This is a genomic window from Janthinobacterium paucivorans (assembly GCF_051380805.1).
Classification (GTDB): domain Bacteria; phylum Pseudomonadota; class Gammaproteobacteria; order Burkholderiales; family Burkholderiaceae_D; genus Janthinobacterium; species Janthinobacterium lividum_D.
On sequence record NZ_JBNYXR010000003.1, the window covers coordinates 41,969 to 68,887 of the forward strand.

The window sequence follows — 26,919 nt, forward strand, 5'->3', positions numbered from 1 at the left end:
CACGCGACGGTCGGCCTTGGCTGTTCAATCAGTCGTAGAAAGTGTATTCAGTCTCGTCCGGTTGGAGTTTCAGCAGAAGTCCGGTGTACTTTGCCTGAAAAATCGCGGCGCTGATCGACACTACAAAGAATAGTGCCGTAATCGCGAGAATGTCCGCCCATTCGCCCAAAAGAAAAGGGCTTACATCTCTGTAAGCCCTTGATATTCTTGGTGCCGACTGCCGGTTTCGAACTGGCCACCTGATGATTACAAATCAACTGCTCTACCAAATGAGCTAAGTCGGCAAAAACTGTGCGTTGCGAATTATACGCTATTTAATGCGTGTCAGGGTCGGGCGGCCACCTTTTTTTGGTGGCTCGTCGTCGCCGGGCGTAGCGTTGTCGCGTTGTTCTGCGGAACTGGTCGGCACGGACGACAGGGTCGGGGTGCTGGCGGCGGGGGTGAGCACGGGTGGCGGGACGTCGGCGGAGGCTGGGCTGTCCGTCGGTTGCGCGTCGGGATCATCGTTGCCCAGCACCGGCTCGAATGCCATGCCCTGGCCGTTTTCGTTGGCGTAGATGGCCATCACGTTGTCGACCGGCACGTAGATTTCGCGCGAGACGCCGCCAAAACGGGCGTGGAAGCGGACGGCGTCATTATCCATCTTCAGGCCGCTGGTGGCGCCAAAGCTGATGTTGAGCACGATTTCGCCCTTTTTCACGTATGCCATCGGTACCGTGGTGCGCGAATCGACTTTGACCGCGAGATATGGCGTGTAGCCGCTGTCGGTGCACCACTCGTAGATGGCGCGCAGCATATAAGGTTTGGTTGAGATTTCAGACATGATAGGCACTGTGAGGCGGGAGCGCCCTCATCAAGCATGAGGCGGGCGCACCGGTAGTTCAAAAGACTGGGATAGCGCAAAAACAACGTTAGTACCTGGCCCAAGATGCCCCAGAAAGCGTAGCGAGCAAGCCCGAAGTTGGCCTTGGTAACGCAGCCGTACCGAAGTACGGTGAGTAACGCCAGGTCAAGAGCGGGCTGCGCAGTCGCTGAATGGGGATATCTTTTAGCGGCGCATCACTTTCTCGGATGGCGTCAGCGCTTCGATGTATGCAGGACGCGAGAAGATGCGTTCGGCGTATTTCATCAGCGGTGCTGCCGTCTTCGACAGTTCGATACCGTAGTGGTCCAGGCGCCACAGCAGCGGCGCGACAGCCACGTCGAGCATCGAGAATTCGTCGCCCAGCATGTACTTGTTTTTCAGGAACAGCGGTGCCAGGGTCGTCAGGCGGTCGCGGATTTCCGCGCGTGCCTTGTCGTGGGCCTTGTCGTTGCTCTTGGCGCGTTCGCTTTCCAGCACGTGCACGTGCACGAACAGTTCTTTTTCGAAATTGAACAGCATCAGGCGCGCGCGGGCACGCATCAGCGGATCGGCCGGCATCAGTTGCGGATGCGGGAAGCGCTCATCGATGTACTCGTTGATGATGTTCGATTCATACAGGATCAGTTCGCGCTCGACCAGGATAGGCACCTGGCCGTACGGGTTCATGGTCGAAATATCTTCCGGTTTGTTGAACAGGTCGACGTCGCGCACTTCAAAGTCCATGCCTTTTTCAAATAGGACCAGGCGGCAGCGTTGCGAAAATGGGCAGGTTGTACCCGAATAGAGAACCATCATTTTTTATAGTTCCTTAGAAACAAAGGGGGTGAAGCCGCGAACGGCTCACCCCAGGTCGCTTGTCCACTCATGCGGACAATGCAGAAACAGGCATAAACCGGCCTATGGCCGGCGCCTCACTTATTTGACTTCCTTCCAGAACGACGCGTTAAGGCGCCATGCCAGCAGAGCAAAGGCCGACAGGAACAGCAGCACCCAAACGCCCAGGCGCTTGCGTGTTTGCTGTGCCGGTTCGGCCATCCACTCCATGTAGCCGACCAGGTCGGCTATCGCATTGTCGTACTCGATCTTGTTCAACGTGCCTGGCTTGACTTGCTCGAAGCCGGCAAATTTGTGGATCTTCTTGCCAGCTTCGTGTGGATCATTTTCTTCCACGAACTTGGCAGTCTGGATACCTTGCAATTCCCATAATACATGCGGCATGGCGACATTCGGCAAGACCATGTTGTTCCAGCCGGTCGGCCGAGTGTCGTCTTTATAGAACGTACGCAGGTAAGTATACAGGTAGTCGCCGCCTGTGCCAGCGGAAGATGATTTCGCGCGCGAAATTACCGACAAATCGGGCGGTACGACGCCAAAGAAAGCCTTGGCATCCTGCGGTGCCAGGCTAGTTGTCATCAAGTCGCCGATTTTGTCCGCGGAGAACAACAGATTTTGCTTGATCTGGTCTTCCGTCAAACCGAGGTCGCGCAGACGGTTGTAGCGCATCGACACGGCAGCATGGCAATTCAGGCAATAATTGACAAATAATTTGGCGCCATGTTGCAGCGCAGCCATGTTGGTCTGGCGATCAGGCGCCTTGTCCAGCGGAAAGCCGCCTTCGCTGGCGAGAGCCATGGCGGGCACGAAGGCCAGGATGGCGAGCAGTTTTTTTGAAAATTTCATGTAAGGTCCTTTGAGCGTGGCGTGAGAGCGGCTTAGTGCGGGTGAAACGTCACACGCGACGGCACGGTCTTGAACTTGCCCATTGCACTCCACCATGGCATCAGCAGGAAAAAGCTGAAGTAAATCAGTGTGCACACTTGCGACACGATGGTTTTCGTATCCGTTGGCGCCTGGGTGCCGAGGTAGCCCAGGATCAGGAACGACAGGCCGAAGATGGCGTACACATATTTGTGCCAGGTCGGACGGTAGCGTATCGATTTCACGGGCGAATGGTCGAGCCATGGCAGGAACGCCAGGATCACGACGGAGCCGCCAAAGAACACGACGCCCCAGAATTTCGCATCGAGCACCTGCGGCAGCATGCCGATGATGGCGATGATGGCGATGCCAGCGATGACGGACTTGACGCTCGTCGAGAGGCGCGACTTGAGCCAGATGAATACCACGTAGGCGGCTACGACACCCATCAGCACGTACATGAAGTCGGCCGTGGTAGCGCGCAGCACCGAGTAGAACGGCGTGAAGTACCAGGTTGGCGCGATGTGCAGCGGGGTTTTCAGCGAGTCGCCAGGCAGGAAGTTGTTATATTCGAGGAAGTAACCGCCCATTTCCGGCGCGAAGAACACCACGGCGCTGAAAATGACGAGGAAGATCGACACGCCGAACAGGTCATGCACGGTGTAATAAGGATGCGAAGGAATCGAATCGACCGGGTGGCCATCGGCGCCCAGGTTTTCCTTCACTTCGATGCCGTCCGGATTGCTCGAACCGACTTCATGCAGGGCGATCAAGTGTGCTGCGACCAAGCCCAGCAGTACCAGCGGGATGGCGATCACGTGGAAGGCGAAGAAGCGGTTCAGAGTCGCGTCGGAGACGACATAGTCGCCGCGTATCCATAGCGACAGGTCAGGGCCGATGAATGGAATGGCGCCAAACAGGTTGACGATCACTTGGGCGCCCCAGTACGACATCTGGCCCCATGGCAGCAGGTAGCCGAAGAATGCCTCGGCCATCAGGCACAGGAAGATGGCGAAACCGAACAGCCAGATTAGCTCACGCGGCTTGCGGTACGAGCCATACATCAGGGCGCGCGTCATGTGCAGGTAGATGATGATGAAGAAGGCGGAGGCGCCTGTCGAGTGCATATAGCGCACCAGCCAGCCCGACGGCACTTCGCGCATGATGTACTCGACGGAGTTGAAGGCCAGCGCCGCATCCGGTTTGTAGTGCATGGTCAGGAAGATGCCGGTGACGATCTGCAAGACCAGCACCAGCATGGCCAGCGAGCCAAAGATGTACCAGAAATTGAAGTTTTTCGGGGCGTAGTACTTGCCCCACTGATCATTCCACAGCTTGGTCAGGGGAAAGCGGTCATCGACCCAGCCCAGCGCTTTTTCGGCGACGGGAGCGTCCGCCGGGAATTTCGTTTCTTTAAAAGCAGCCATGATCAAGCCTCGCCTTTCTCGTCTTTACCTATCAGCAATTTGGTGTCGCTCAGATACATATGGCGCGGCACTTGGAGGTTGTCCGGCGCCGGCTTGTTCTTGAACACGCGGCCTGCCATGTCGAAGGTGGAGCCGTGGCAAGGGCACAGGAAGCCGCCTTCCCAGTCATCGGGCAGCGACGGTTGCGGGCCGGGGGCAAATTTCGAGGAAGGGGAGCAGCCCAGGTGGGTGCAGATGCCGACGGCGACGAGAATTTCAGGCTTGATCGAGCGCGCTTCGTTCATGCAGTAGTCGGGCGTGAATTCGGCGGGATTGCGTTGCGAGTTGGCATCGGCGACTTTGCCGTCGGTCTTTTTCAGGGACGCGATCATTTCCGGCGTGCGCTTCAAAATCCAGACCGGCTTGCCGCGCCATTCAACGGTGCGCATTTCGCCCGGTTGCAAGGTGGTGATGTCTACTTCGACCGGCGCGCCCGCCGCTTTCGCGCGCTCCGACGGCTGGAAGGTGCTTACCAAGGCTCCCGCGGTTGCCAATCCAACTACACTGCCCGCCGCGCACGTGGCGACGAGCAAGCCGCGACGGCCTGAATCGACCTGCTTTTCGTTACTCATGCAAACCCCAATCAGTCAAAATGCGAATCTTTATTATGACTGGCAGCCGCGAAAAATCCGTCGCCGAAGCTCTTTCCCACTGATTGCCGCAATCCGCATCTTTGTGCAGTAAAGTGGCAATATCCCTGCGGAACTTCGGACTATGGCGCAGCCCATGCCAGTTTCTTGTTGATTATCCGGAAGTAAAAAAGCCACTTCTAGCAACCGCAAATTATAAGTGAAGCAAACAACGAATAGAACAAAAACGTTGCTTGTACCATAATTTATATACTTTTGCAGGAGGTGGCTAGTTCTTTCGAACTAGATGCGCTTGGCTGTATCCGAATTGGTCTTCTTAATAACCATAAGTTGGTGGCACCCGGAATCAATAGTATGATCGGCATGTTTTTTTTACATATTTGAAGGAGAAATTCATGGCAATGATGAAGGAATTTAAAGAATTTGCAATGAAAGGCAACGTTGTCGATCTGGCGGTCGGTGTCATCATCGGCGGCGCCTTTGGCAAGATTGTCGATTCCTTGGTGCAAGACGTGATCATGCCGCCCATCGGTCGCGTTTTCGGCGGCCTTGATTTCGCCAATTACTACCTGCCCTTGAACGGCCAAGCCACGACGATGACACTGGTGGAAGCAAAAAAGGCGGGCGCGGTGCTGGCCTACGGCAACTTCCTGACCATTTTGCTCAACTTTATCATTCTTGCCTTCATCATCTTCCAGATGGTGCGCCTGATGAACAAGGCCCGCCGCAGCGAACCGGTCGCACCGGCACCGGCGCCAGTCACGCCGGAAGACATCGTGCTGCTGCGTGAAATCCGCGATTCCCTGCAGAAGAACGGACAGAGTAGCAACGATCTGGCAAAATAAGGCGTTCCGGCATCGGCTGGTTGACCTCGATAGGGCTCTATGCGGCGATTTTGGTTATTGTTTGCGCAAACCGTGACCATCGCGTTGGCGCTGTACTTTGTGTACGGCGCACTGCGCCCGGCCAGCCGGGTACAGCAGCTAGGCTCTGCCGCCAAGCCGGTGCCCGTGGTGGAAACGGCGTCGAGCAGCCTGGCGCCCGGTTCCTACCGCGACGCGGCAGCGCGCGCCATGCCCGCTGTCGTCAACATCCTCACCCTGCAAGTGTCCAAGCGCGGCGCCCACCCGCTGGCGCGCGATCCCTTTTTCAAACGATTCTTCGGCGAGCGCGACCTGGATGGCGAGGATGACGCTGACTTGAAAAACAGCCTCGGTTCGGGCGTCATCGTCAGCCATGAAGGGTATGTTCTCACGAACAATCATGTGGTGGAGGGCGCCGACGAAATCGAAGTCGTGCTCACCGATGGGCGCAAGGCGCCGGCCAAGGTGGTGGGCCTGGACCCGGAAACCGACTTGGCCGTGATCAAGATCGAACTCGACAAACTGCCCGTCATCGTGTTGGGCCAGTCGGAACTGGCGCGCGTGGGCGATGTGGTGCTGGCCATCGGCAACCCGTTCGGCGTAGGCCAGACGGTGACCATGGGCATTATCTCCGCCTTGGGCCGCAACAACTTGCACATCAACAGCTTTGAAAATTTCATCCAGACGGATGCGGCCATCAATTTCGGTAATTCGGGCGGCGCCCTGGTCAATACGCGCGGCAACTTGATCGGTATCAATACTGCCATCTATTCGCAAAGCGGCGGCTCGGTCGGCATCGGCTTCGCCATTCCGGTCTCGACGGCCAAGGCGGTGATGGAAGCCATCATCAAGGATGGTCATGTGGTGCGCGGCTGGATCGGCGTGGAAACGCAGGACATCACGCCCGAGCTGGCGCAAAGCTTCGGCTTGCAGCGCTCAAGCGGCGCCATCATTGCCGGCGTGGTACGCAATGGCCCGGCCGACAAGGCCGGCATTGTGCCCGGCGACATCTTGCTGACGGTGCAAGGCAAGGCCGTGGGCGATACCACGGAAATGCTGAATCTGATCGCCCAACTGCCACCGGGCGGAAAAGCTAAAATGACGGTGCTGCGCAAGAATCGCGAAGCGGCACTCGACGTGATGGTGGGCAAGCGCCCCCTTCCGAAAGAGCTTTCCAAATAGTTGCTGATCGGAATTTGACACATGCATGTGCGTGATTTGACCCAATTTTTACGTGAACTGAGCGACAACAACAACCGTCCCTGGTTTGTCATGAACAAGCCCCGCTACGACATCCTGCGCGAGGAATTCCTCGCGCTGGTCACCAGCCTGATCGGTGAGCTGGGCAAGTTCGACCCGGCCGTGAAGTACTGCAACCCGAAGAAGGCCTTGTTCCGCATCAACCGCGACGTGCGTTTTGCGCACGACAAAAGCCCGTATAAAACGCGTTTTTCGGCCGCCATCGCGCCAAACGACATGCGCCGTCCCAGCAAGGCGGGCGGGCCCACTTACTATCTGCAGATCGATGGCCAGGGCAACTTGCTGTTCGGCGCCGGCGAATACATGCCGCCAGCTGGCCGCCTGAAGGCGCTGCGCGAGCACATGCTCAACGATGCGCCAGGTTTTTCCAAAGTGCTGAAAAATAAGCGTTTCAAGGCCCGTTTTGGCAGCTTGCAAAATGAGGGCAAGTTGCAGCGTCCGCCCAAAGGCTTCGATGCGCAGGCCGAACATATCGAATTCATTAAGTTGAAGAGCTTTTTTGTCTGGACCGAAGTGCCGCGGCCCGTGAACGAACCCGAGAAACTGCTGTCGACCCTGGCACAAGGCTTGCAGGATGCGTGGCCACTGGTCGAGTGGATGCGCGGCGCGAAAGAGCCGGGAGAAGTCCCCGAGTAATTGCTGAAATTGCTGAAGGAGCACATGATGGCACTGGAGCACGCAAGTTCAGGACAGGTGATCGAGGTGCTGCGCAGGGATGACGACGAGCTGTCGCAGTTTTCCGCCATCGCGCTGGCCAAGACGGACGAACTGGAATTGATCCGCATGTGCATGCCCAAGGGCAAGACCATGCCCGAACATCACGTATTCGGTGAAATCACCCTGCTGTGCCTGCAAGGGCAGGTGGCGGTGACGGCGCATGGCGGGGAGCAGGTGCTGGGGCCGGGGCAGATGCTGTATTTGCGCGGCGGTCAGGCGCATGCGCTGGCCGCGCGCGAAGATAGTGTGGTGCTGCTGACGATACTGATGGCCAAGGCCTGGCGCTAGGGCCGTGGGTCAGGCCGACTCAGCGCGCGGATCGCGCGACAGCAGCTGCTGCACCATCAAGTGCGGCAAATCGCCATCGAACAGTACGCCGGCCACCGCATTCGTGATCGGCATGTCGACATCCATGCGGCGCGCCAGTTCGCGCACGGCCTTGGCGCAGGGCACGCCTTCGGCCACGTGACCGAGTTCGGCCACGATGGTCGCCAGCGCCTTGCCTTGCGCCAGGGCCAGGCCAACCTTGCGGTTGCGCGACAGGTCGCCGGTGCACGTGAGTATCAAGTCGCCCATGCCCGTCAAGCCCATGAACGTTTCTGTCTGGCCACCGAGGGCCGTGCCCAGGCGCGTGATTTCTGCCAGGCCCCGCGTGATCAGTGCGGCGCGCGCATTCAAGCCCAAGCCCAGACCATCGGCCACGCCGGTGGCAATCGCCAGCACGTTCTTGATGGCACCACCCACTTCCACGCCGACCAGGTCTTCGCTCGCATACACGCGGATGGTGCCGCCATGCAATGCCGAGACGACGGCGTCGCGCAAGGCGGCACTGTGCGAGGCGATGGTCAGCGCGCACGGAAGGCCGCGTGCCACTTCCTGCGCGAACGAGGGCCCCGACAGGGCGCCGCCGGCGACCGTGTCGCCCAGCACCTCTTGCACGATCTGGTGCGGCAGCAGGCCCGTGCCGCCTTCAAAGCCCTTGCACAGCCATACCAGGTTCGGGATGGCCTTGCCCTTCAGTTGCAGCAGCAGGGGCCGCAGGCCTGCAACCGGGCAGGCGGCGATCAGCAGACCCCGTTCGCCATTCGCGTGCGCGAGGGCGGCGTCGAAATCGGCGACCAGGCGCAACTGCGGCGGTAAAGCAAAACCGGGCAAATAGCTGTTTTCGCCGCTGGCGGCCATGGCGGCCATGGCGTCGCTATTGCGGCCCCACAGCAGTACGTCGTGGCGGCCGGCCAACGCCATGGCGACGGCTGTACCCCAGGCGCCAGCGCCCAGCACGGTAATGCGGCGCGGGGCAGCTGTAGCGGTGGTATCGGGAGTGTTTTCAGGGGAAACTTGCATGCAACCTCAGTCTGGCAGGGGGAGGGGCGCGGCGCGGTTGGCCGCTGCCCCGATGAATCTGGCGGTGCTTAGAGCCTATCCCAGTAGGGGATGTATTCATCTAATGGGATAGGCTCTTACAAGCCCCACACTTCGCTGGTCTTGACATAGCCGCTCTGGCCATCTTTGTGGCGCACCTTGAGCCAGCCCGAGCTCGGCTGCTCGCTCATTTCCAGCAGCACGTTCTTGTCGACGAGGATAATCGGGGAAGCGCTGTCATCGGGGCTGACGCGTACCTTGAGGTTGGCGGCGCGCGCCACGACGTTGCGCTTGGCCGACAGACCCTTGGCTTCGGTCCAGGCCATTTCGCCGCTGGCGTCGCGCACCTTGACCCATTCGCCGTAGCTGAGCACGACTTCCAGCGGCATGCCGCGTGGCGCCACGTACAGCTTGCCACCCTTGGCAGAGGGCGCGTCGTACAGGATCACGGGGGTCGTGCCCACCGTTTTGAAATCGACGGCGTGGCTGGCGGCGGTGGCCAGCAGCAGCATGGTGCCGGCTATCCAGCGCAACTTGCTCGAGAGCGCACTTTTCAACATGATATTTTTTGAGCCTTAACGAAACACGGCGGCCAGGCCGCCGTGTCAGGCCAGCCTTGACGGCCAGCGGGGTCTTGCATAGCTTAGTGCGTTTCGCTGGCTGCTGGCGCTGCGGCAGCGGCGTCAGCAATAGCTTGCAGACGTTGTTGGTAGAACACTTCGAAGTTGATCTCGGCCAGGTGCACTGGCGGGAAGCCGGCACGCGTGATCACGTCGGCGATGTTGGCGCGCAGGTAAGGGTAGATGATGTTCGGGCAGCCGATTCCCAGCAGCGGATCGAGTTGATCGGCAGGAATGTTGCGCGCTTCGAAAATACCAGCTTGCTTGCCTTCTACCAGGAAAGCAACTTTGTCGCCGACTTTGGCGGTCACGGTGATGGTCACGGTCGCTTCGAAGATGCCATCGGCCAGAGGCGCAGCGCCCACGTCCAGAGCCACTTCGATCGCCGGTGCTTCTTGTTCCAGGAAAATAGCTGGGGAATTTGGTTGTTCCAGCGACATGTCTTTCAGGTAGACGCGTTGGATTTGGAAGACTGGTTGCAGATTTTCGTCAGACATGGAACGCTTTCGTTGTAAAGGACAAGAACGGCACACCGTTCAAATATGGTACTTGCGGTATGTCAACCGTGCCGGATAGGCACGGCCAGATCAGATGCGAGGGCAATTGTATCAAAACAATACGACAAGAAACCAAGCAATTTCTCGAACCGCCTTTATATCAGGCTGCCGTGCCATTTAACAAGGGGTCGAGCTTGCCGGCTTGATCGAGCGCATACAAATCGTCGAATCCACCCACGTGGGTGTCGCCCACATAGATCTGCGGCACCGTGCGGCGGCCCGTGCGTTCCATCATCTTGATGCGCTCTTCCGGGTCGAGGTCGACGCGGATCTTTTGCACGCTCACGCCCTTGGCTTCCAAGAGGCGCTCGGCGCGCACGCAATACGGGCACACGGCGGTGCTATACAAAATTACAGGTACGGTCATGATCATTCCTTCAGTTAAAAACATCGAACCAAACCTGCTGCACGTCGTGATTTGCGGTCTGTGATGCTCACTGTGCATTCGCACAGTTGCGCTTCTCAGCCACAACTCCCACCGGCCCGCTACGGTTTTGTTGGGTGTTGCAATACGGACTTATTTCGCCAGCGACAAAGTTTTCAATGGCAAACCTTGCTTTTTCCATTCGTCGATGCCGTCTTCCAGGCTGGTGGCTTCGGCGAAACCTGCTTTGCCCAGCAGGCCGACGGCCGTTGCCGAACGCGAACCTTTCTGGCAAACCACTACAATGGGGCGCGTTTTGAATTTTTCCAGCTCGCCCAGGCGTTTTGCCAGTTCCGGCAACGGCATGTTTTTCGCGTCAGGCAAGTGGCCCGTGGCGAATTCTTCCGCGCCGCGCACGTCGACGATGATGGTCTTGCCACGGTTGATCAGTTGCGTAACTTCCAGCACGGTCGCGCGCTTGCCGCGCATCGACAGCAGCGGCCAGAGGAGGGCGCCGCCGGAAATAATGACGATGGCAAACAGAAAAATATGGTCGATAATGAATTTCACGTAGGGTCCAATGGTTTAAGTCAATCTGCGCATTATAAAATAGAAGCTGGACGAGGTCTTTTTACGTTTTGCTTTTTTGATTTGAACCCCTTGAGAAGATAGAACTATGTACAAAATCGTTTTCATGCGTCACGGCGAGTCCACCTGGAACCTCGATAATCGCTTTACCGGCTGGACCGACGTCGATCTGACGGAAAAGGGCGTCAACGAAGCCAAGGCCGCCGGCCAGATCCTCAAGCAGGAAGGTTTTACGTTCGACGTGGCCTACACTTCCGTCTTGAAGCGCGCCATCCGCACTCTCTGGCTGGCGCTCGACGAGATGGACATGATGTATTTGCCGATCAAGAACGACTGGCGTTTGAACGAGCGCCATTATGGCGCCCTGCAAGGCCTGGACAAGGGCGAAACGGCGGCCAAATATGGCGACGAGCAAGTACTGGTCTGGCGCCGCAGCTACGACACGCCGCCGCCGCCACTGGCGCAAGACGACGAGCGCGCCTCGTTCAACGATCCGCGCTATACCGGCTTGCCGCAAGCCTCGATTCCCCTGACTGAATGCCTGAAAGACACGGTGGCGCGCGTGATGCCGGCCTGGGATGAAGAAATCGCCCCGGCCATCCGCGCTGGCAAGAAAATCATCATTTCGGCGCACGGCAACAGCTTGCGCGCCCTGATCAAGATGTTGGACGGCATCAGCGACAGCGACATCGTGGGCCTGAACATTCCTAACGGCCAGCCGCTCGTGTATGAACTGGACGCCGACCTGAAACCGATCCGTCATTACTACCTGGGTGACCCGGCAGCGATTGCGGCAGCGCAAGCGGCCGTGGCGAACCAAGGGAAGGCCAAGTAACTTGTTGTCTTTCTTCCGCGGCACAGCGATCGCCCCCTCTGCTGAACGACCCCTGCCGGCGTGGCGCGCCGGTGCCATGCTGTGCGCAGCGCTGCTGCTATCGAGCGGCCTTGCTGCCGCTGCCAAGCCCACCGAGCGCAGCAAGCAGAAAGCGGCCGCGGAAGCACAACGTGCTGGACTGCAACAAAAGCTGACGGCGCTCAAGCGCGACATCAGCCGCACGGAAAGCGCCAAGGATGACGCGGCCGATACCCTGGCCGAGTCGGAAGAAGCCATCTCCAACGCCAACCGTGCCTTGCGCGACCTGGCGCAGGAGCAAAGCGAGACTGGCGTGAAACTCAATGCTCTGGGGCAAGAGCATCAGCAATTGACGGCCACTGTCGAAAAACAAAAGGCACAGCTGTCCAAATTGCTGCGCGAACAATATGTCGCCGGCAACGAAGACCGCATCAAGCTGCTCTTGTCGGGCGACAATCCGAACCGCATCAACCGCGACTTGCAACTGATGGCCTATGTGTCGCAGGCCCAAGCGCGCTTGCTCGACGCCTTGCGCGCCAACTTGCTGGCGGTGGAGAAAAACCAGGCGGACGTGCAGAACGCCAAGGATGAACTGGAAGAAATCGCCCAGGAAGAGCGCGATCAGAAGGCCCTGCTGGTGCAGGAAAAGGCGCGCCGCGCCGCCTTGCTGACTAGCTTGTCGCAGCGTTTGGTAGCGCAGCGCAAGGAAGTGGGCAATGTCGAACGCGACGAACAGCGCATGGGTAATCTGGTCGACAAGCTGGCGAAACTGATCGAAGAGCAGGCAGCCGCTGCGGCGGCCGAAAAGAAACGCCAGCAATTGCTGGCCGAGCAGCGCGCCGCAGCGAAAGCGGCCGCCGATGCCAAGATCGCCGCTGAAAAGCGCGAACGTCTGCTGGCCGCGCGCGCCAAGGCTGCGCAGGCGCAGGCTGAACGCGAACGCATCGCGAAAGAGCAGCAAAACAAATCGGGCAAGATCAAGCCGCAGACGCCGCCACCGCCCGTCAAGCTCGAACCGATCGATGACGATGTGCCGCCGCAGGTGGCCAACGTGGCGACCAAGCCCGAACCGAAGCCACAACCGGAGCCGGCACGCCCAAGCCTGAGCCCGGACGTGCCGGCCGGCGCCTTTGCCAGCCTGAAAGGGCAGCTGCGCGCGCCCGTGGCGGGCAAGATTGCCGCCCGTTTCGGCAGCAAGCGCGGTGACGGCCCCAGCTGGAAGGGCGTCTTCATCCGCACCGGCGAAGGCAGCGAGATCCACGCCATCGCCGGTGGCCGCGTGGTGTTTTCTGACTGGCTGCGCGGTTTCGGCAATTTGATCATCGTTGACCATGGCGGCCAGTACATGAGTATTTATGGCAATAATCAGTCGCTGCTGAAACGAGTGGGCGATGCCGTCAAGGGCGGCGACGCCATTGCCAGCGCGGGCAACAGCGGCGGCAACGAGGAATCGGGGCTATACTTTGAATTGCGTCATCAGGGCCGCGCCTTCGACCCCGCCACCTGGGTGAAGTTTTAAGTCCCCACCATTGCTGCGGCAGCGAATTTGTAGATTGCGAATAATACATGGGTATCAAAGTCAAAAGTATCGGCCTGATCGGTCTGGGCGTACTGGCCGGCATCGGCATGTCGCTGCAGTTCCCGGCCGTGGCGCAGAAAATCACGAATACCCCGCTGCCGCTCGACGAGCTGCGCCAGCTGTCCGATGTCTTTGGCTTGATCAAGTCCGATTATGTCGAAAAGGTAGAAGACAAGAAACTCTTGACGGAAGCCATATCCGGCATGGTCTCGTCGCTGGACCCGCATTCCGTCTACCTCGATAAAAATGCCTTCAAGGAAATGCGCGAAAGCGTGCAGGGCAAGTTTGTCGGCATCGGCATCGAGGTGAGCATGGAAGACGGCTATGTGAAAGTCGTCTCGCCCATCGAAGACAGCCCTGCCGCCAAGGCCGGCATTCTGGCCGGTGATTTGATCACCCGTCTCGACAACATCGCGCTGAAAGGCTTGCAGCTGGAGGAGGTCATCAAGAAGATGCGCGGCCAGCCGAAAAGCAAGCTGGTGCTGACCATTTCCCGCAAGGGCGAAAGCCGCCCGCTGGTCTTCCCCATCGTGCGCGAGGAAATCCGCGTGCAAAGCGTGAAGGCCAAGATGGTCGCGCCCGGCTATGCCTGGCTGCGTATCGCCCAGTTCCAGGAACCGACCGTCGATGATATGGTCAAGAAAATCAATGCGCTGTATGCGCAAGACCCCAAGCTCAAGGGCTTGGTGCTGGACTTGCGCAACGATCCTGGTGGCGTCGTGCCGGGCGCTATCGGCGTGGCGACAGCATTTCTTCCGGGCAATTCCGTGATCGTCTCCACCAAGGGCCAGTTGCCGGAATCGAAACAAGTGTTTTATGGCCGCCGCGAATTCTATGCGCCGCCAGGCGCCAAGACCGATCCGTTGGCCAAGCTGCCGGCCGCGCTGAAAACCGTGCCACTGGTGGTGCTAGTCAATGCCGGCTCCGCTTCCGCCTCCGAGATCGTCGCCGGCGCCTTGCAAGATTACCAGCGCGCCACCGTCATCGGCACGCAAACGTTTGGCAAGGGGTCCGTGCAAACCTTGCGCCAGATCACTGCCGATACGGCCGTCAAGCTGACCACGGCCCGTTACTACACGCCGAAAGGTCGCGCCATCCAGGCGCGCGGCATCGTACCCGACTTGCTGGTCGATGAAACGGCCGAAGGCGATGGCTGGAACAGCCTGCGCGTGCGCGAGGCGGACCTGGAAAAGCACTTGGGCAGCGACGATGGCAAGCCGGAAGCGGCCAAGCCCACCATGGAAGGCATGCAGCAACAGCTCGATGAAGAGCAGCGCCTGGTCGCCACGGCGAAAAAGCGCAAGCCGCTCGAATACGGCGCCAAGGACGATTTCCAGCTGCAGCAAGCCTTGAACCACTTCCAGGGTTTGCCGGTGCAGCTGGCCAAGCTTGATGCCAAGGGCGAGAAGATCAGCGCCAAGCCGGAAATTGCGGCCGACATCAAGGCCGATGACAAGAAAATCCCTGTGCAGAAACCGTGATGCTTAACCCAATGCAAGTGCCGGGGTCGGACCCTGAGGGTCCGACCCCAGGGTTCGATCTGGGTTTGCAGTAGACGTAAAACCATGAACGACAATCAACTGCTGCGCTATTCGCGCCATATCCTGCTGGATCAGATCGGCATCGAAGGCCAGCAGGCCTTGCTCGATGCGCATGTGCTGCTGATCGGCGCGGGCGGGCTCGGTTCACCGGCCGCCATGTATTTGGCCGCCAGCGGTGTGGGCAAGCTGACTGTGGTCGACGACGACATGGTCGACCTGACCAATCTGCAGCGCCAGATCGCCCACACGACGGCCCGCGTGGGCCAGCCGAAAGTGCTGTCGGCGCGAGAAACCTTGATTGGCATTAACCCCGAGATTGACATCATCGCCTTGCAAGAGCGCCTCGACGGCGCGCGCCTGGCTGAACTGGTGGCCTGCAGCACCGTGGTGCTCGACTGCACGGATAACTTTGCCACGCGCCACGCCGTCAACCGCGCCTGCGTGGCGGCGCGGGTGCCGCTGGTGTCGGGCGCCGTGATCCGCTTCGATGGACAAGTGAGCGTGTTCGACCCGCGCACGGGCACGCAGCCGTGTTATTGCTGCCTGTTTCCGCAAGAGCAGCAGTTCACGGATGAGGCGTGCTCGAGCATGGGCGTGTTCGCGCCACTGGTGGGCGTGGTGGGCGCCATGCAGGCGGCCGAGGCGCTGAAATTGGTCATGGGCGTGGGGCAATCATTGGCCGGACGCCTGCTGTTGCTCGACGGCTTGCACATGGAATGGAGCAGCATGCGGGTGGCGCGCGACCCGGGCTGCGCCGTTTGCGGTGACGTGCTCTAGCCGCTCTGAGAAGCGGCGCAGAAATTTTTCCCTATATGACAGGCTTTGTCATATTTCCGCTTTATACTCTGCACTCATTACTTACCTTCTTCTTTCTTTCCTATGCAAAACGCAGCAAACCATTCGACCCGTCAGCGCCGCGCGCGCGGCTTCACCTTGATCGAAATCATGGTCGTGGTGGTGATCATGGGCATTCTCGCCTCGCTGGTGGTGCCCAAACTGATCGCCCGCACGGGCGAGTCGAAAGTGGCGGCAGCGAAAGTCGACATCGCCACCGTGATGCAAGCCTTGAAATTGTACCGCCTGGATAACCAGCGCTACCCGACCACCGAGCAGGGCTTGCAGGCGCTGATCGAGAAACCGAGTGCGGGACCGGCCGCGAATGGCTGGAAGGCGGGTGGCTACCTGGAAAAAATGCCCAAGGATCCATGGGGCAACCCCTACCAGTTCTTGTCGCCGGGCGTGAAGGGCGAAGTCGACATCATTTCGCTGGGCGCCGATGGCCAGCCTGGCGGTAGCGGCGACGATGCCGATATCGGCTCCTGGGAACTGTAAGTTTTCCATTGCATGCCTGCCATGACCAACGGTCGCGCAGTTCACAGGCAATGCGCCAGCGGCTTCACGCTGATCGAATTGCTGGTGGTGATGGTCATCATCGGCGTCACGCTGGGCCTGGTGTCGCTGAACGCCATGCCCAATGGCCAGCAAGCACTGCAAAAAGAAGCCGAGCGCATCGCCCTGCTGCTGCAGTTGGCGCGCGATGAAGCCATCGTGCGCAGCCGGCAGGTGGCATTCGAGGCTGACGAAAACCAATACCGTTTCCTGGTGCTCAATGAAAAGCTGTGGCAGCCCGTGACGCAGGACGATTTGCTGCGCGAGCGCGCATTTGCGAACACGCCCATGCTGCTCAGCGTGCAGCCGTCGAACAGCGTGGCCCAGCCACTGCGCATCATCTTCGGCCGCGAACCGGTCGACAAGCCTTTCGTGCTGACCCTGGCCAGCGGCGAGCGCAGCGTCGCCATCCGCGCCGACGGCATCGGCCATTTCACGGTCGAGCAATGATGGCTTTCTTCCGACCACGGCGCCCGCGCTGCGCTCACTTCGGCTCGCCGTGCGGCTCGCCGTACGGCTCGCCCTACGGCTGCCAGCGCGGCTTTACCTTGCTCGAAGTGCTGGTCGCCCTGGTCATCGTCGGCACGGCCCTGGGCGCCTCGCTGCGCGCCGTGGGCAGCCTGACGCAAAACAGCGACGGCTTGCGCAGCGCCATGATGGCCACCTGGTCGGCGGAAAATCACCTGGTGCGGCTGCGCCTGGCAAAAACCTTCCCGCAGACGGGCAAGCGCACGCTCGACTGTCCGCAAGGCGATTTAAAACTCATTTGCGAGGAGGAAGTGGTGGCCACGCCGAATCCCCGCATCCGGCAAGTGCGCGTGAATGTGTACGACGTGAAATATCCGGCCCGGCGCATCGTGCGCTTGGTCTTGCTGGCGTTCAACGACTGATGGCGCGCCGTAATCACTGCGCCGCAGGCTTCACCTTGATCGAGCTGCTCGTGGCGATCGGCATCCTGGCCATGGTCGCCGTACTGGGCTGGCGCGGCCTCGATAGCATCATGCGTTCGCGCGAAGTGTTGACCAGTCAGCTGGAGCAGGCGCGCGGCATGCAGCTGGCATTTGCCCAGATGCAGAGCGATTGCGATCACCTGGCCGGTGCCGGCCTGACGAACAAGCTGCTCAATGGCCGCACCAACCTGAGCGCAGAGACTGACCGCCTGACTCTGGTGCGCCTGGCCGCGTCGGAACAGGAGCCGCAACAGTTGCAAGTGGTCACTTACCGTCTGCGCGGCGGCGTGCTGACGCGGCGCGAGTCGAACGGCACGCGCGACCTGGCCGTGCTCGACACCCTGTGGCAGGCGGCGCGCGACGATACCGATAGCGCCAACGCCGACGTGGCCCTGATGCGCGGCGTCGACAGCATGGTCATGCGCGGCTGGAACAATGGCGCCTGGAATGTGCTGACGGCTGGCGCCAGCATCTCCATGCAAGTGCCGGGCCTGGAAGTGACCTTGCAAATGCCGGGCCAAGACGCTGGCCTGTCCAAAGTGTTCTTGCTGGGGCCGGGATGAAGCGCTTTTCCTGCCCTCCCCGCCAGCGCGGCGTGGCTGTCATCACGGCCTTGCTGCTGACGGCGCTGGCCATCACGGTCGTCGCCAGCCTGTTCTGGCAGCAGCAGGTGCAAGTGCGGTCGATGGAAAACCAGCGCCTGCGCCTGCAGACGCAATGGGCCATGCGCGGCATGGTCGACTTCGCCCGCTTCTGGCTACGCCAGGACAACCCCACGCTGACGGCCGCCGACGGCGTGTGGGCTACGCCGATCGAGGAAGCACGGCTTGACGATTACGTCGACCGCGAAAAGGTCGATACAGAAAAATTTGACGCCACCGTCTCGGGCCGCGCGCTCGATGCGCAGGCGCGGTTCAATATCACTAACCTGGTCGCCGCCACGGGCGGCATCAATCCGAAACAGGTGCTGGCCTACCAGCGCCTGTTGTCAAACATGAAGCTCGATAGTTCGCTGGCGCAGGCCACGGCCGATGCCGTGCTGCGCGCGCAGCCGAAGCCACGCACCGCTGACAGCGGCAGCGATGGCAAGACGCCCGCCGCCATGCCCCCTTCGGGCGGCGGCAGCGAGCCGGTAGCGTTCACGCAGGTCGAGGATTTGCTGTCCGTGCCCGGCTATACGCCGCAGATGATCGAGCAGCTGCGCGATGTCGTCATTATCTTGCCGGAGATCACGGGTGTGAACGTGAATACGGCCCCGGCCGAGGTACTCGCTGCCGTGACGATGATGTCGCTGTCCGAGGCGAGCGCCCTGACTTTGAGCAATCCGCGTAAAAAGTTTGTTGATTTGGCAAACTTCAAGAATAATATTGATAGTAAGCAAGTGATTGAAGATGTGGAACTCGATGTGAAGAGCCGCTACTTTCTCACCGTCATCCGTGTGCGGCTGGACCGTGCCGCCCTTGATGCCGTGGCGCTCATCAATCGAAAAACGGATCCGCAGCGCACCACCAGCCTGGTCTGGTTGCGGGAAAATTAACAGCTGAAAGCGAGTCACTTTGACAATATTGTATATCCGTCACCCGGCCAAGGCGTCCACCGACAGCGCGCCGGCCTGCTCCTTCGTGCTGGCCGGCGACGGCGGCGTCCTGCTGCAGCAAGGCAGTGCGCCGCTGGGCAGCCTGGGCCAGCTGATCGCTGGCGCGCAGCAGGTGGTCTTGCTGCTGGCGGCTGCCGACGTGACTCTGCTGCGCCTGAAAACCCCGCCGCTGGCCGGCGCCCGCCTGCGCGCGGCCTTGCCTGGCCTGGTGGAAGAACACATCCTCGGTGAGGCCCAGGATTGCCTGCTCGCTGCCGGCGCGCCCGACGCTGCCGGCATGCGCACGGTGGCCGTGGCGCAGCGCGCCTGGGCCGCCGTACTCGTGCAAGCTTTGCTGGCGCAGGGTGCGCGCAAGGTGGCGCTGCTGCCATCGCAGCTGTGCCTGCCCCTGCAGCCTGGCAGTGTGACGGCATCCCTGCACGCGGTCGGCAACGGCCTGGAACTGGCTTTGCGCCAGGCGCCGCAAGAAGGCCTGGGCCTGGTGTTGCCGGCCCAGCCGCAGCAAGCGCTGCTGACGACGCGCGCATTTGCCGGCGACGTGCCGCTGACGCTCTACGTGGCGCAGGCTGAGCTGGCGCAATATCAACAGCTGGCCGCCGATATGCAGGGCGTGACGCTGGAGAGCGACCATTGGGCGCACTGGATCGCCGGCGCAAAAAATGCAGGACTGGATCTGGCGCCGGCGCTGGGCACGGCCACGGGATCGGCCACCGAATGGCGGCGCTGGCGCTGGCCGCTGCGCCTGGCGCTGCTGGCCGTGATCGTCAACCTGGCCGGCATGAATATCGAATGGATGCGTTTGAAGCGCGAGGCGGCCACCGTGCGCACGTCGATGCAGCAAACCTTCAAGGCCGCGTATCCGAATGAAGTGCCGGTGTATGGCCTGGAAGCGGAGCAGATGCGGCGCAATATCGCTGCCGCCCGCCTGCAAAGCGGGCAAGCGAGCATGGACGATTTCACCAGCATGAGCGCGGCGCTGGGCGAGGCGCTGGGCGGCCTGGCCGGGCGCGGCGTGGTGGCCTCGCTGGAATACCGCGAGCGCAGCCTGATCGTCAAGCTGAAACCGGACACGCTCGACGCCAGCGCCCAGGCGCAGGTGCGCGATGGCCTGGCCGCGCGCAAGCTGACCTTGAATGAAACGGCGCCGGGCGTGTGGAAGATCACGCCGGCCACGGGAGCAAAAGTATGAGTGCAGCAGTCAACCAAGCGCGCGCCGCATTGACGCGCCAGCAGCAGGCCGTGCAAGCCTTCTGGTCCGAGCGCACGCAGCAGGAGCGCAAGCTGCTCTGCGTCGGCGCTGTGGTGGCCGGCCTGGCCCTCGTCTACGCAGTGTTTTTCGCGCCGGCCTGGACGGGGCGCATCGCCTTGCAAAAGAGCTTGCCCGAGCTGCGCCAGAACGCGGCCCAGCTGCAGTCGCTGGCGCGTGAAGCGGGCGAACTGGCGCGCCAGGCGCCCGTGCAGGTCGCTCCCATGGGCCGCGACAGCCTCGATGCTTCCTTGAAAGCGCGCGGCCTGGCGCCGCAATCGCTGTCGCTGACGGGCGAATATGCGCGCGTGCAGTTAAATGGCGTGCCGTTTGCCAGCGTCATGCTGTGGCTGGACGGCTTGCGCCGCGAAGGCCGCGTGGCGGTACAGGAAGCGAAGATTACGGCGCAGGTGCAGGGTAAGGCGGGGCTGGTCGATGCCAGCCTGACCTTGCACCAGAGCGCGGGCGCGGCACGATGACGCGCCAGCTTGCCTGGCTGCTGGCCATCATCGTCAGCGTGTGCGTCACCGTGCTGATATTTTTTCCGGCCGGCTGGGTCGCGGGCATCGTGGAAAAGCAGACGGGCGGACGTTTGACCTTGGGCGACGCGCAAGGTACCCTGTGGCGCGGTTCGGCCTTTATCGGCGGGGCGGCCAGCGCGAATGGCGCCGTGACGCCTTTGCTGCCGGGGCGCTTCAGCTGGCGCATTTCGCCCTCGGTGCTGTGGGGATCGGCGGACCTGGAACTGCAAAACCCGCAGGCGCTGTCGCAGCCGGTGAACTTGCGCGGCTCGTGGTCGCACTGGCAGGTCAGCCCGGCGGCCCTGCTGCTGCCGGCCGATGGTCTCGGTGGCCTGGGCGCGCCGTTAAATACCGTGGCGCCGACGGGCAGCATGCGCCTGTCATGGAGCACCTTGGAATTGGCTTTGGCGCAGCGGCAGTTTTCCGCCGTCGGCCGCACCACCTTGCAGATGACGGACATGGCATCGCGCCTGTCGTCCTTGCGTCCGCTGGGCAGTTACGAGCTCGATTTTGATTGGCAGGGGCAGCAGGCGACGTTGACCTTGCGCTCCATCAAGGGACCGCTGCTGCTCGATGGCAGCGGCAGCCTGCAACAGGGGCGCATGCAGTTTTCCGGCCAGGCCCAGGCCGCAGCAGGATATGAAGAGACCTTGGCGAGTTTGTTGAATTTGCTGGGACAGCGCCGTAGCAATAGCGAAAAAAACATCATCGCCTTAGAGTTCAGACAATGAAAAAACCATCCGTGAGCCGCAATACTTTCTCCTTCTCGCTGCGCCGCCTGTCGGCTGCCGCCTTGTTGTGCTGTTCCGTGGCCGGCATGCCGGCACCCGCCTGGGCCGCACCGGGCGATGAAGCGGCGCTCAATTTCGTCGGCGCCGACATCGAATCGGTGATCAAGGCCGTGGGCCATTACACCAACATCAATTTCGTCATCGACCCGCGCGTCAAGGGCACGATCACCCTGGTGTCGGAAAAATCGATCAGCAAGACACAGGCCTTCGGGCTGCTGGCCTCGGCCTTGCGCTTGCAAGGTTATGCGGTGGTCTCCGGCGACGGCTACGCGAAAGTGCTGCCGGAAGCGGACGCCAAGCTGCAATCGGTGCCGACCCAGGTGGGCAACGGCGCCAGCCAGGTGAAAGGCGACCAGATCGCCACCCAGGTGTTTTACCTCAATTACGAATCGTCGGCCAATCTGCTGGCCGTGCTGCGCCCTTTGATCTCGCCGAACAACACGATCAATGCCAACCCGGGCAACAACTCGTTGGTGATCACCGATTACGCGGATAACCTCAAGCGCCTGGCGAAGATCATCGCCGCGCTCGACGTGCCCGCCGCGACGGACCTCGATGTGATCCCCGTACGCTATGCGATCGCTTCCGACCTGGCCTCGATGGTGAATAAACTGATGGAAGGCGGCAATGCGGGCGCTGGTGCGGGCGCCGACACGGGTAAGGTTTCCGTGCTGGCCGACCCGCGCACCAATTCGCTGGTGCTGCGCGCGCCGTCGACGGCGCGCGCCAATCTGGCCAAGTCGCTGATCTCGAAGCTGGACCAGCCCACCACGCAGCTGGGCAATGTGCATGTGGTGTACCTGAAGAACGCGGATGCCACCAAGCTGGCGCAGACCTTGCGCTCGGTGGTGACGTCGGACGGCACGGCCGCTGCGCAGCAGCAGGGCAGCAGCAACCCGGGCACGAACAACCAGATTAACCAGAACAACAGCGGCATCAATAGCAGCGGCATGGGCGGCAATACGCAAAGCGGCGGCACGGGCGGCGCTTCGCTGAACAATGCGCCGCAGCAACTGTCCTCGGGCGGCGCGGCCGGTTTCATTCAGGCTGACGCTTCGACCAATACGCTGATCTTGACCTGCAACGAGGCTGTCTACCGCAATCTGCGCGCCGTCATCGACCAGCTCGACGTGCGCCGCGCCCAGGTCTACATCGAGGCGCTGATCGTTGAAGTGACCTCGTCCAAGGCTTCCGAATTCGGCGTGCAGTGGCTGGGGCTTTCCGGCGACAGCGGCAGCAACTACCGCGTGGGGGCGCTGCAGTCGTTCGCCTCCGGCACCAGCAACAACATCGGCGCCATCGCCCTGGGCGGCGGCAAGGTCTTGCCGACGGGCGGCCTGACGGTCGGCATCTTCAAGCAGATCAACGGCGCGCTGGGCCTGGGCGCCGTGGCGCATGCGCTGGAATCGGACGGCAACGCCAACATCCTGTCGACGCCAAATCTGATCACCCTGGACAATGAACTGGCGACCATCAAGGTGGGCCAGAACGTGCCTATCCTGACGGGCCAGTACACCAGCACGGCCGGCACCAACACCAATCCTTTCCAGACTATCGACCGCAAGGAAGTAGGCCTGACCCTGAAGGTGCGCCCGCAGATTTCCGAAGGCGGCACGATCAAGCTGGGCATTTATCACGAGACGTCGAGCGTGGACAAATCCACCGCGTCGGCCGTCAGCGGCATTACCATCAACAACCGCGTGATCGAAAACAATGTGCTGGCCGACGATGGCCAGATCATCGTGCTCGGCGGCTTGATCGAGGACAGCACCGGTGACAATGCGGAGAAAGTGCGCGGCCTGGGCGATATCCCCCTGATCGGCAACCTGTTCAAGTACCAGACGCGCGAGCGCAAGAAAACCAATCTGATGATCTTCCTGCGCCCCGTTATCGTGCGCAACAAGGAGCAGAGCGGCAGCCTGGCTGCCGACCGCTATGACTACATGCGCTCGGCCGAGGCGGCCGCCGTGCCGGCGACGGGCAATCTGATGCTGAAAGACCTGGGCACGCCTGTGCTGCCGGCCCTGCAGGATGGCCAGCCGCTGGGCGGCAACATGGTGACGCGCCCGGTGCCGCCGGCACCGACGCCGCCGCCAGGCGCGCCGGCCAACGCGGCCACGCCAGCGCAGACGCTGCTGCAGCAATACCAGCAGCAGTCACAGCCGCAGTCACAGCCGCAGCAGAAGTGACGGGACAGCCATGAGTAATCTGCTTCCCTACGCCTACGCGCGCGATTTCAGCCTGTTGGCGCGGCCCGGCGCGCTCGATGGCGCCCCGGTCGACGTGCTGGTGGCGGCATCGACGGCACCGGCGGCCATTGCCGAAGTATCGCGCCGTTTCGGCCAGATTCAATTGACAGTGCTGCCGCGCGGCGAACTCGATGCTGCCATTGCCGCTGCCTACGCGGGCGGCGGCGGCGATGCTTCGCAGATGGCCGATGAATTCGACGCCGACCTGGACTTGACCAAGCTGCTGCAGGACGTGCCGGCCATCGAGGACTTGCTCGAATCGTCCGACGACGCGCCCGTCATCCGCATGATTAACGCGCTGCTGACGCAGGCGCTGCGCGAAGGCGCTTCCGACATCCACATCGAGCCGTTCGAGCAGACCTCTGTCGTGCGCTTTCGCATCGACGGCAGCTTGCGCGACGTGGTGCGTCCGCGCAAAGCCATCCACGGTTCGCTCATTTCGCGCATCAAGATCATGGCGCAGCTCGACATCGCTGAAAAACGCTTGCCGCAGGACGGCCGCATCACCCTGCGCGTGGGCGGCAAGCCCGTCGACGTGCGCGTTTCCACCCTGCCCACCGGGCATGGCGAGCGCGCCGTATTGCGCTTGCTGGACAAGGAAGCGGGCCGCCTCGACCTGCAGCACCTGGGCATGAGCGCGCCGATGTTGCAACAGTTCGATGGCCTGATCACGCAGCCGCACGGCATCGTGCTGGTCACCGGTCCCACCGGTTCGGGCAAGACGACGACTTTGTACGCAGCGCTGTCGATGCTCAACGCCACCACCACCAACATCCTGACGGTGGAAGACCCGATCGAATACGACCTGGCGGGCGTGGGGCAAACGCAAGTCAATCCGCGCATCGACATGACATTTGCGAAAGCGCTACGGGCGATTTTGCGGCAAGACCCCGATGTGATCATGATCGGCGAGATTCGCGACCTGGAAACGGCGCAGATCGCCGTGCAGGCTTCGCTGACGGGCCATCTGGTGCTGGCGACGTTGCACACGAACGATGCGTCGGCGGCTGTCACGCGTTTGCTCGACATGGGCATCGAGCCGTTCCTGCTGTCGTCGTCCTTGCTCGGCGTGCTGGCGCAGCGGCTGGTGCGCAAACTGTGCGGCTCGTGCAAAACCTTCGACGGCCAAAGCGGATATTGGCAGGCTGTCGGCTGCGAGCACTGCGGCCAGACGGGCTACCAGGGCCGCGTGGGGGTGTATGAATTGCTGCGCACGACGCAGCAGATTCGCGCGCAGATCCACAACCGCGCCTCGGAAGCGGAGGTGCGCGCCGTCGCCTTGCAGGACGGCATGATGAGCATGCGCGAGGACGGCGAACGCTGGCTGCGCGACGGCACGACTACGCAGGCTGAATTGCTGCGCGTGACCAAAGACTAGGCCCGCCACCATGCCCGCATTCCGTTATGAAGCCGTCGATGCCCAGGGCGCCACCCGCAAGGGCGTGCTCAATGCCGACAGTCCCCGTTCCGCGCGCGCCGAACTGCGCGTGCAAGGCTTGGTGCCGCTGGCCGTCGAAGCGATCGCCGCGCAAGTCGATGCCGCCGGCGTGACCAAGCGTCGCGGTTTCGGCGAGCGCCTGTCGAGCACCGAGCTGGCCCTGTTTACGCGCCAGTTGGCCAGCCTGCTGGAAGCGGGCCTGCCGCTGGAGCAAGCCTTTTCCGCGCTGCTGGAACAGGCCGAGCGGCCGTATTTGCGCGACCTGATCGCCTCGATCCGTTCGGAAGTGATAGGCGGCGCCGCGTTTTCCGACGTGCTGGCGCGCCATCCGCGCGATTTCGCGGAAATTTACCGGGCGCTGGTGGCGTCGGGCGAGCAGATCGGCCACCTGTCGCGCGTACTCTCGCGCCTGGCCGACTATATCGAGCGACGCAATGCGCTGGTGCAGAAGGTCAAGCTGGCGTTCACGTATCCGGCCATCGTCACGGTGGTGGCGTTTTCCATCGTGATTTTCCTGCTCACCTATGTGGTGCCGCAGATCGTCTCCGTGTTTGCCAATACCAAGCAGAAGCTGCCGCTACTGACCGTGATCATGCTGGCGCTGTCGGACTTTGTGCGCCACTACGGCATCGTCGTGGCGATTGCCCTCGTCGGCGCCTGGTTTGCCTGGCGCCGCGCGCTGCAGCAGCCGGCCTTGAAACGGCGCTGGCATACCTGGCTGTTGACCGCGCCCCTGTACGGCAAGTTCGAGCGCAGCCTCAATACGGCGCGCTTCGCCAGCACCCTGGCCATCACCACCGGCTCGGGCGTGCCTATCCTGCGCGCGCTCGACACTAGCCGCGACACGCTCACCAATGTAGCGATGCAGGAACTGGTGGCCGAGGCCAGCGGCGCCGTGCGCGAGGGCGTCAGCCTGGCGCGCGCGCTGTCGGCGCAAAAGCATTTTCCACCCATGCTGATCCACATGATACGCGCAGGCGAAATCACGGGTGAACTGCCAGCGATGCTGGAACGCGCCGCCAGCGCGCAGGAGCAAGACCTGGAACGTCGCACCCTGACCATCGCAGGCCTGCTCGAGCCGGCCCTGATCCTGGCCATGGGCGTGGTGGTGCTGCTGATCGTGCTGGCCGTGCTGATGCCGATTATCGAAATTAATCAGCTGGTGCGTTAAGAGACATAACAAGGAAACCATGAAGCGTTTGCCACAATTTGTAAGTTTGCTCGCCGTCGTGGCGCTGTCCGTCTCGCTGGCCTACTGGGCCATGCAGCTGTTCAAGGCGCCGCAACGTCCGATCAATCCGCCCGCCGCAGCGGTGGTGCAGGATGCCAGCGTGGAGGCGGGTGCCTCGCTGTTCGGCGGGCAGGTCAGCGTCGCCACGGCCAGCAACTATCAGCTCAAGGGTGTGGTGGCCGCCAGCAATGGCCGCGGCAGCGTGGCCATCATCTCGACCGATGGCAAGCCTTCCGTGGCCTTGCCGGAAGGCGCCGAGGTGGTGCCCGGCGTGACGGTGCTGGAAGTGCATGCGCGCCATGTGCTGCTGCGCGATGGCGGCGTGAGCAAGCGCATCGATCTGGTGGCCGACGACAAGGCGCTGGCCTTGCCGGCGCAGGTGGCTGCCAGCCCGGCGCCTGCCGCCGCCCCTGCAGCGGTCACAAATCTGGTGCCGCCGCCGCTGCCGATGGAGCAGCAGCGTGCGGCAACCATGATGCCGGCACCGCCGCAGGTGAGCAGCACGCCGCCGTCGAATTGAGCTGATTTTCGTCACTACCCGATTACCATCATGCTGATGGCGCCGCGCCGCCATCGCGACAGGA

30 protein-coding genes and 1 tRNA gene are annotated in these 26,919 nt (G+C 61.6%); 20 read left to right on the forward strand and 11 right to left on the reverse strand.

Annotation, left to right across the window (positions count from 1 at the left end; translation table 11 throughout):
- Positions 1 to 208 precede the first annotated feature (208 nt).
- From ACQ4V8_RS04755 to petA, 6 genes are all read right to left on the reverse strand, one after another.
- Positions 209 to 284: transfer RNA gene (locus ACQ4V8_RS04755), tRNA-Thr, on the reverse strand.
- Between the two features lie 26 nt (positions 285 to 310).
- A complete protein-coding gene (locus ACQ4V8_RS04760) occupies positions 311 to 823 on the reverse strand; it encodes a ClpXP protease specificity-enhancing factor (protein WP_196856389.1) in 513 nt (170 codons plus the stop codon).
- A 225-nt stretch (positions 824 to 1,048) separates the two neighbouring features.
- Positions 1,049 to 1,660, reverse strand: a complete 612-nt coding sequence (locus tag ACQ4V8_RS04765) for a glutathione S-transferase N-terminal domain-containing protein (protein ID WP_010394154.1) — start codon at positions 1,658 to 1,660, stop codon at positions 1,049 to 1,051.
- Between the two features lie 120 nt (positions 1,661 to 1,780).
- Positions 1,781 to 2,545, reverse strand: a complete 765-nt coding sequence (locus ACQ4V8_RS04770) for a cytochrome c1 (protein ID WP_010394155.1) — start codon at positions 2,543 to 2,545, stop codon at positions 1,781 to 1,783.
- A 32-nt stretch (positions 2,546 to 2,577) separates the two neighbouring features.
- Positions 2,578 to 3,990: a cytochrome b gene (locus tag ACQ4V8_RS04775; protein WP_436571008.1), complete on the reverse strand. Its 1,413-nt coding sequence runs from the start codon at positions 3,988 to 3,990 to the stop codon at positions 2,578 to 2,580.
- Between the two features lie 2 nt (positions 3,991 to 3,992).
- Entirely contained in the window at positions 3,993 to 4,601 is a 609-nt protein-coding gene (gene petA / locus ACQ4V8_RS04780; RefSeq protein ID WP_099761011.1) for a ubiquinol-cytochrome c reductase iron-sulfur subunit, read from the reverse strand.
- Between the two features lie 413 nt (positions 4,602 to 5,014).
- Here petA and mscL point away from each other — a divergent pair, with 413 nt between their 5' ends.
- From mscL to ACQ4V8_RS04800, 4 genes are read left to right on the forward strand one after another with little or no spacing between them, the layout of a single operon-like run.
- Entirely contained in the window at positions 5,015 to 5,464 is a 450-nt protein-coding gene (gene mscL / locus ACQ4V8_RS04785; RefSeq protein ID WP_029496110.1) for a large conductance mechanosensitive channel protein MscL, read from the forward strand.
- 39 nt (positions 5,465 to 5,503) lie between these two features.
- Complete coding sequence (locus ACQ4V8_RS04790) at positions 5,504 to 6,664, forward strand: Do family serine endopeptidase (RefSeq protein ID WP_043460545.1); 1,161 nt, start codon at positions 5,504 to 5,506, stop codon at positions 6,662 to 6,664.
- A 21-nt stretch (positions 6,665 to 6,685) separates the two neighbouring features.
- Entirely contained in the window at positions 6,686 to 7,378 is a 693-nt protein-coding gene (locus tag ACQ4V8_RS04795; protein ID WP_436571009.1) for a DUF2461 domain-containing protein, read from the forward strand.
- 24 nt (positions 7,379 to 7,402) lie between these two features.
- Positions 7,403 to 7,747, forward strand: a complete 345-nt coding sequence (locus ACQ4V8_RS04800; RefSeq protein ID WP_436571010.1) for a cupin domain-containing protein — start codon at positions 7,403 to 7,405, stop codon at positions 7,745 to 7,747.
- Between the two features lie 9 nt (positions 7,748 to 7,756).
- Here ACQ4V8_RS04800 and ACQ4V8_RS04805 read toward each other — a convergent pair whose 3' ends face one another.
- The 5 genes from ACQ4V8_RS04805 to ACQ4V8_RS04825 form a co-directional block, all read right to left on the reverse strand.
- Positions 7,757 to 8,803, reverse strand: coding sequence for an NAD(P)H-dependent glycerol-3-phosphate dehydrogenase (locus tag ACQ4V8_RS04805; protein WP_010394163.1), 1,047 nt, complete (start codon positions 8,801 to 8,803; stop codon positions 7,757 to 7,759).
- A 116-nt stretch (positions 8,804 to 8,919) separates the two neighbouring features.
- Positions 8,920 to 9,381: an SH3 domain-containing protein gene (locus ACQ4V8_RS04810; protein WP_070345944.1), complete on the reverse strand. Its 462-nt coding sequence runs from the start codon at positions 9,379 to 9,381 to the stop codon at positions 8,920 to 8,922.
- A gap of 83 nt (positions 9,382 to 9,464) precedes the next feature.
- Positions 9,465 to 9,938 carry a protein-export chaperone SecB gene (secB, locus tag ACQ4V8_RS04815; protein WP_010394167.1) on the reverse strand — a complete coding sequence of 158 codons (474 nt, stop codon included), beginning with the start codon at positions 9,936 to 9,938 and terminating at the stop codon, positions 9,465 to 9,467.
- A 160-nt stretch (positions 9,939 to 10,098) separates the two neighbouring features.
- A complete protein-coding gene (grxC, locus tag ACQ4V8_RS04820) occupies positions 10,099 to 10,365 on the reverse strand; it encodes a glutaredoxin 3 (RefSeq protein ID WP_010394169.1) in 267 nt (88 codons plus the stop codon).
- Positions 10,366 to 10,515: 150 nt separating this feature from the next.
- On the reverse strand, positions 10,516 to 10,932 hold the full coding sequence (locus ACQ4V8_RS04825; RefSeq protein ID WP_010394171.1) for a rhodanese-like domain-containing protein: 417 nt from the start codon (positions 10,930 to 10,932) through the stop codon (positions 10,516 to 10,518).
- A gap of 106 nt (positions 10,933 to 11,038) precedes the next feature.
- Between ACQ4V8_RS04825 and gpmA the strand changes: the two genes are divergently transcribed.
- The 16 genes from gpmA (at position 11,039) to ACQ4V8_RS04905 (ending at position 26,855) form a co-directional block, all read left to right on the forward strand.
- Positions 11,039 to 11,785 (forward strand): 2,3-diphosphoglycerate-dependent phosphoglycerate mutase, encoded by a 747-nt coding sequence (gene gpmA, locus ACQ4V8_RS04830; protein WP_010394173.1) that lies wholly within the window; start codon positions 11,039 to 11,041, stop codon positions 11,783 to 11,785.
- Positions 11,786 to 11,861: 76 nt separating this feature from the next.
- Positions 11,862 to 13,322: a murein hydrolase activator EnvC family protein gene (locus ACQ4V8_RS04835; protein ID WP_010394175.1), complete on the forward strand. Its 1,461-nt coding sequence runs from the start codon at positions 11,862 to 11,864 to the stop codon at positions 13,320 to 13,322.
- Between the two features lie 47 nt (positions 13,323 to 13,369).
- The gene (locus ACQ4V8_RS04840; protein ID WP_010394178.1) at positions 13,370 to 14,863 is read left to right on the forward strand and encodes a S41 family peptidase; all 1,494 of its coding nucleotides are present in this window, start codon (positions 13,370 to 13,372) and stop codon (positions 14,861 to 14,863) included.
- A gap of 84 nt (positions 14,864 to 14,947) precedes the next feature.
- On the forward strand, positions 14,948 to 15,700 hold the full coding sequence (locus ACQ4V8_RS04845; RefSeq protein WP_010394180.1) for a HesA/MoeB/ThiF family protein: 753 nt from the start codon (positions 14,948 to 14,950) through the stop codon (positions 15,698 to 15,700).
- Between the two features lie 102 nt (positions 15,701 to 15,802).
- Positions 15,803 to 16,255 carry a type II secretion system major pseudopilin GspG gene (gene gspG, locus ACQ4V8_RS04850; protein ID WP_010394182.1) on the forward strand — a complete coding sequence of 151 codons (453 nt, stop codon included), beginning with the start codon at positions 15,803 to 15,805 and terminating at the stop codon, positions 16,253 to 16,255.
- Between the two features lie 12 nt (positions 16,256 to 16,267).
- Complete coding sequence (locus tag ACQ4V8_RS04855; RefSeq protein WP_010394184.1) at positions 16,268 to 16,762, forward strand: GspH/FimT family pseudopilin; 495 nt, start codon at positions 16,268 to 16,270, stop codon at positions 16,760 to 16,762.
- Positions 16,759 to 17,202, forward strand: coding sequence for a type II secretion system minor pseudopilin GspI (gene gspI / locus ACQ4V8_RS04860; protein ID WP_082260935.1), 444 nt, complete (start codon positions 16,759 to 16,761; stop codon positions 17,200 to 17,202). Before ACQ4V8_RS04855 ends, gspI begins: the two co-directional genes overlap by 4 nt.
- On the forward strand, positions 17,202 to 17,825 hold the full coding sequence (locus ACQ4V8_RS04865) for a PulJ/GspJ family protein (protein ID WP_070345943.1): 624 nt from the start codon (positions 17,202 to 17,204) through the stop codon (positions 17,823 to 17,825). Before gspI ends, ACQ4V8_RS04865 begins: the two co-directional genes overlap by 1 nt.
- Positions 17,822 to 18,799, forward strand: coding sequence for a type II secretion system minor pseudopilin GspK (gene gspK / locus ACQ4V8_RS04870; protein ID WP_436571011.1), 978 nt, complete (start codon positions 17,822 to 17,824; stop codon positions 18,797 to 18,799). Before ACQ4V8_RS04865 ends, gspK begins: the two co-directional genes overlap by 4 nt.
- A 19-nt stretch (positions 18,800 to 18,818) precedes the next feature.
- A complete protein-coding gene (gspL, locus tag ACQ4V8_RS04875; protein ID WP_070345942.1) occupies positions 18,819 to 20,048 on the forward strand; it encodes a type II secretion system protein GspL in 1,230 nt (409 codons plus the stop codon).
- Positions 20,045 to 20,584 carry a type II secretion system protein M gene (locus ACQ4V8_RS04880; RefSeq protein ID WP_070345941.1) on the forward strand — a complete coding sequence of 180 codons (540 nt, stop codon included), beginning with the start codon at positions 20,045 to 20,047 and terminating at the stop codon, positions 20,582 to 20,584. Before gspL ends, ACQ4V8_RS04880 begins: the two co-directional genes overlap by 4 nt.
- Positions 20,581 to 21,357, forward strand: a complete 777-nt coding sequence (locus tag ACQ4V8_RS04885; protein WP_010394198.1) for a type II secretion system protein N — start codon at positions 20,581 to 20,583, stop codon at positions 21,355 to 21,357. Before ACQ4V8_RS04880 ends, ACQ4V8_RS04885 begins: the two co-directional genes overlap by 4 nt.
- Complete coding sequence (gene gspD / locus ACQ4V8_RS04890) at positions 21,354 to 23,606, forward strand: type II secretion system secretin GspD (protein ID WP_010394200.1); 2,253 nt, start codon at positions 21,354 to 21,356, stop codon at positions 23,604 to 23,606. The genes ACQ4V8_RS04885 and gspD overlap by 4 nt, the downstream gene beginning before the upstream one ends.
- Positions 23,607 to 23,616: 10 nt before the next feature.
- A complete protein-coding gene (gene gspE / locus ACQ4V8_RS04895) occupies positions 23,617 to 25,044 on the forward strand; it encodes a type II secretion system ATPase GspE (RefSeq protein ID WP_436571012.1) in 1,428 nt (475 codons plus the stop codon).
- A gap of 10 nt (positions 25,045 to 25,054) precedes the next feature.
- Positions 25,055 to 26,275, forward strand: coding sequence for a type II secretion system inner membrane protein GspF (gspF, locus tag ACQ4V8_RS04900; RefSeq protein WP_010394204.1), 1,221 nt, complete (start codon positions 25,055 to 25,057; stop codon positions 26,273 to 26,275).
- A 19-nt stretch (positions 26,276 to 26,294) separates the two neighbouring features.
- Positions 26,295 to 26,855: a type II secretion system protein N gene (locus ACQ4V8_RS04905; protein ID WP_010394205.1), complete on the forward strand. Its 561-nt coding sequence runs from the start codon at positions 26,295 to 26,297 to the stop codon at positions 26,853 to 26,855.
- The last annotated feature ends 64 nt before the right edge of the window (positions 26,856 to 26,919 follow it).

Excerpts from the sequence above, each read along its gene's own strand:
- ACQ4V8_RS04790 (WP_043460545.1), top strand. The coding sequence starts at position 5,504 with ATGCGGCGATTTTGGTTATTGTTTGCGCAAACCGTGACCATCGCGTTG.
- gspK (WP_436571011.1), top strand. The coding sequence starts at position 17,822 with ATGAAGCGCTTTTCCTGCCCTCCCCGCCAGCGCGGCGTGGCTGTCATC.
- ACQ4V8_RS04770 (WP_010394155.1), bottom strand. The coding sequence starts at position 2,545 with ATGAAATTTTCAAAAAAACTGCTCGCCATCCTGGCCTTCGTGCCCGCC.
- petA (WP_099761011.1), bottom strand. The coding sequence starts at position 4,601 with ATGAGTAACGAAAAGCAGGTCGATTCAGGCCGTCGCGGCTTGCTCGTC.
- ACQ4V8_RS04800 (WP_436571010.1), top strand. The coding sequence starts at position 7,403 with ATGATGGCACTGGAGCACGCAAGTTCAGGACAGGTGATCGAGGTGCTG.
- ACQ4V8_RS04855 (WP_010394184.1), top strand. The coding sequence starts at position 16,268 with ATGCCTGCCATGACCAACGGTCGCGCAGTTCACAGGCAATGCGCCAGC.
- ACQ4V8_RS04805 (WP_010394163.1), bottom strand. The coding sequence starts at position 8,803 with ATGCAAGTTTCCCCTGAAAACACTCCCGATACCACCGCTACAGCTGCC.
- ACQ4V8_RS04865 (WP_070345943.1), top strand. The coding sequence starts at position 17,202 with ATGGCGCGCCGTAATCACTGCGCCGCAGGCTTCACCTTGATCGAGCTG.
- grxC (WP_010394169.1), bottom strand. The coding sequence starts at position 10,365 with ATGACCGTACCTGTAATTTTGTATAGCACCGCCGTGTGCCCGTATTGC.
- mscL (WP_029496110.1), top strand. The coding sequence starts at position 5,015 with ATGGCAATGATGAAGGAATTTAAAGAATTTGCAATGAAAGGCAACGTT.
- gspF (WP_010394204.1), top strand. The coding sequence starts at position 25,055 with ATGCCCGCATTCCGTTATGAAGCCGTCGATGCCCAGGGCGCCACCCGC.
- ACQ4V8_RS04765 (WP_010394154.1), bottom strand. The coding sequence starts at position 1,660 with ATGATGGTTCTCTATTCGGGTACAACCTGCCCATTTTCGCAACGCTGC.
- gpmA (WP_010394173.1), top strand. The coding sequence starts at position 11,039 with ATGTACAAAATCGTTTTCATGCGTCACGGCGAGTCCACCTGGAACCTC.
- ACQ4V8_RS04880 (WP_070345941.1), top strand. The coding sequence starts at position 20,045 with ATGAGTGCAGCAGTCAACCAAGCGCGCGCCGCATTGACGCGCCAGCAG.
- ACQ4V8_RS04775 (WP_436571008.1), bottom strand. The coding sequence starts at position 3,990 with ATGGCTGCTTTTAAAGAAACGAAATTCCCGGCGGACGCTCCCGTCGCC.
- ACQ4V8_RS04760 (WP_196856389.1), bottom strand. The coding sequence starts at position 823 with ATGTCTGAAATCTCAACCAAACCTTATATGCTGCGCGCCATCTACGAG.
- ACQ4V8_RS04885 (WP_010394198.1), top strand. The coding sequence starts at position 20,581 with ATGACGCGCCAGCTTGCCTGGCTGCTGGCCATCATCGTCAGCGTGTGC.
- secB (WP_010394167.1), bottom strand. The coding sequence starts at position 9,938 with ATGTCTGACGAAAATCTGCAACCAGTCTTCCAAATCCAACGCGTCTAC.
- gspE (WP_436571012.1), top strand. The coding sequence starts at position 23,617 with ATGAGTAATCTGCTTCCCTACGCCTACGCGCGCGATTTCAGCCTGTTG.
- ACQ4V8_RS04840 (WP_010394178.1), top strand. The coding sequence starts at position 13,370 with ATGGGTATCAAAGTCAAAAGTATCGGCCTGATCGGTCTGGGCGTACTG.
- ACQ4V8_RS04905 (WP_010394205.1), top strand. The coding sequence starts at position 26,295 with ATGAAGCGTTTGCCACAATTTGTAAGTTTGCTCGCCGTCGTGGCGCTG.
- ACQ4V8_RS04835 (WP_010394175.1), top strand. The coding sequence starts at position 11,862 with ATGCTGTGCGCAGCGCTGCTGCTATCGAGCGGCCTTGCTGCCGCTGCC.
- gspD (WP_010394200.1), top strand. The coding sequence starts at position 21,354 with ATGAAAAAACCATCCGTGAGCCGCAATACTTTCTCCTTCTCGCTGCGC.
- gspI (WP_082260935.1), top strand. The coding sequence starts at position 16,759 with ATGATGGCTTTCTTCCGACCACGGCGCCCGCGCTGCGCTCACTTCGGC.
- ACQ4V8_RS04810 (WP_070345944.1), bottom strand. The coding sequence starts at position 9,381 with ATGTTGAAAAGTGCGCTCTCGAGCAAGTTGCGCTGGATAGCCGGCACC.
- gspG (WP_010394182.1), top strand. The coding sequence starts at position 15,803 with ATGCAAAACGCAGCAAACCATTCGACCCGTCAGCGCCGCGCGCGCGGC.
- ACQ4V8_RS04845 (WP_010394180.1), top strand. The coding sequence starts at position 14,948 with ATGAACGACAATCAACTGCTGCGCTATTCGCGCCATATCCTGCTGGAT.
- ACQ4V8_RS04795 (WP_436571009.1), top strand. The coding sequence starts at position 6,686 with ATGCATGTGCGTGATTTGACCCAATTTTTACGTGAACTGAGCGACAAC.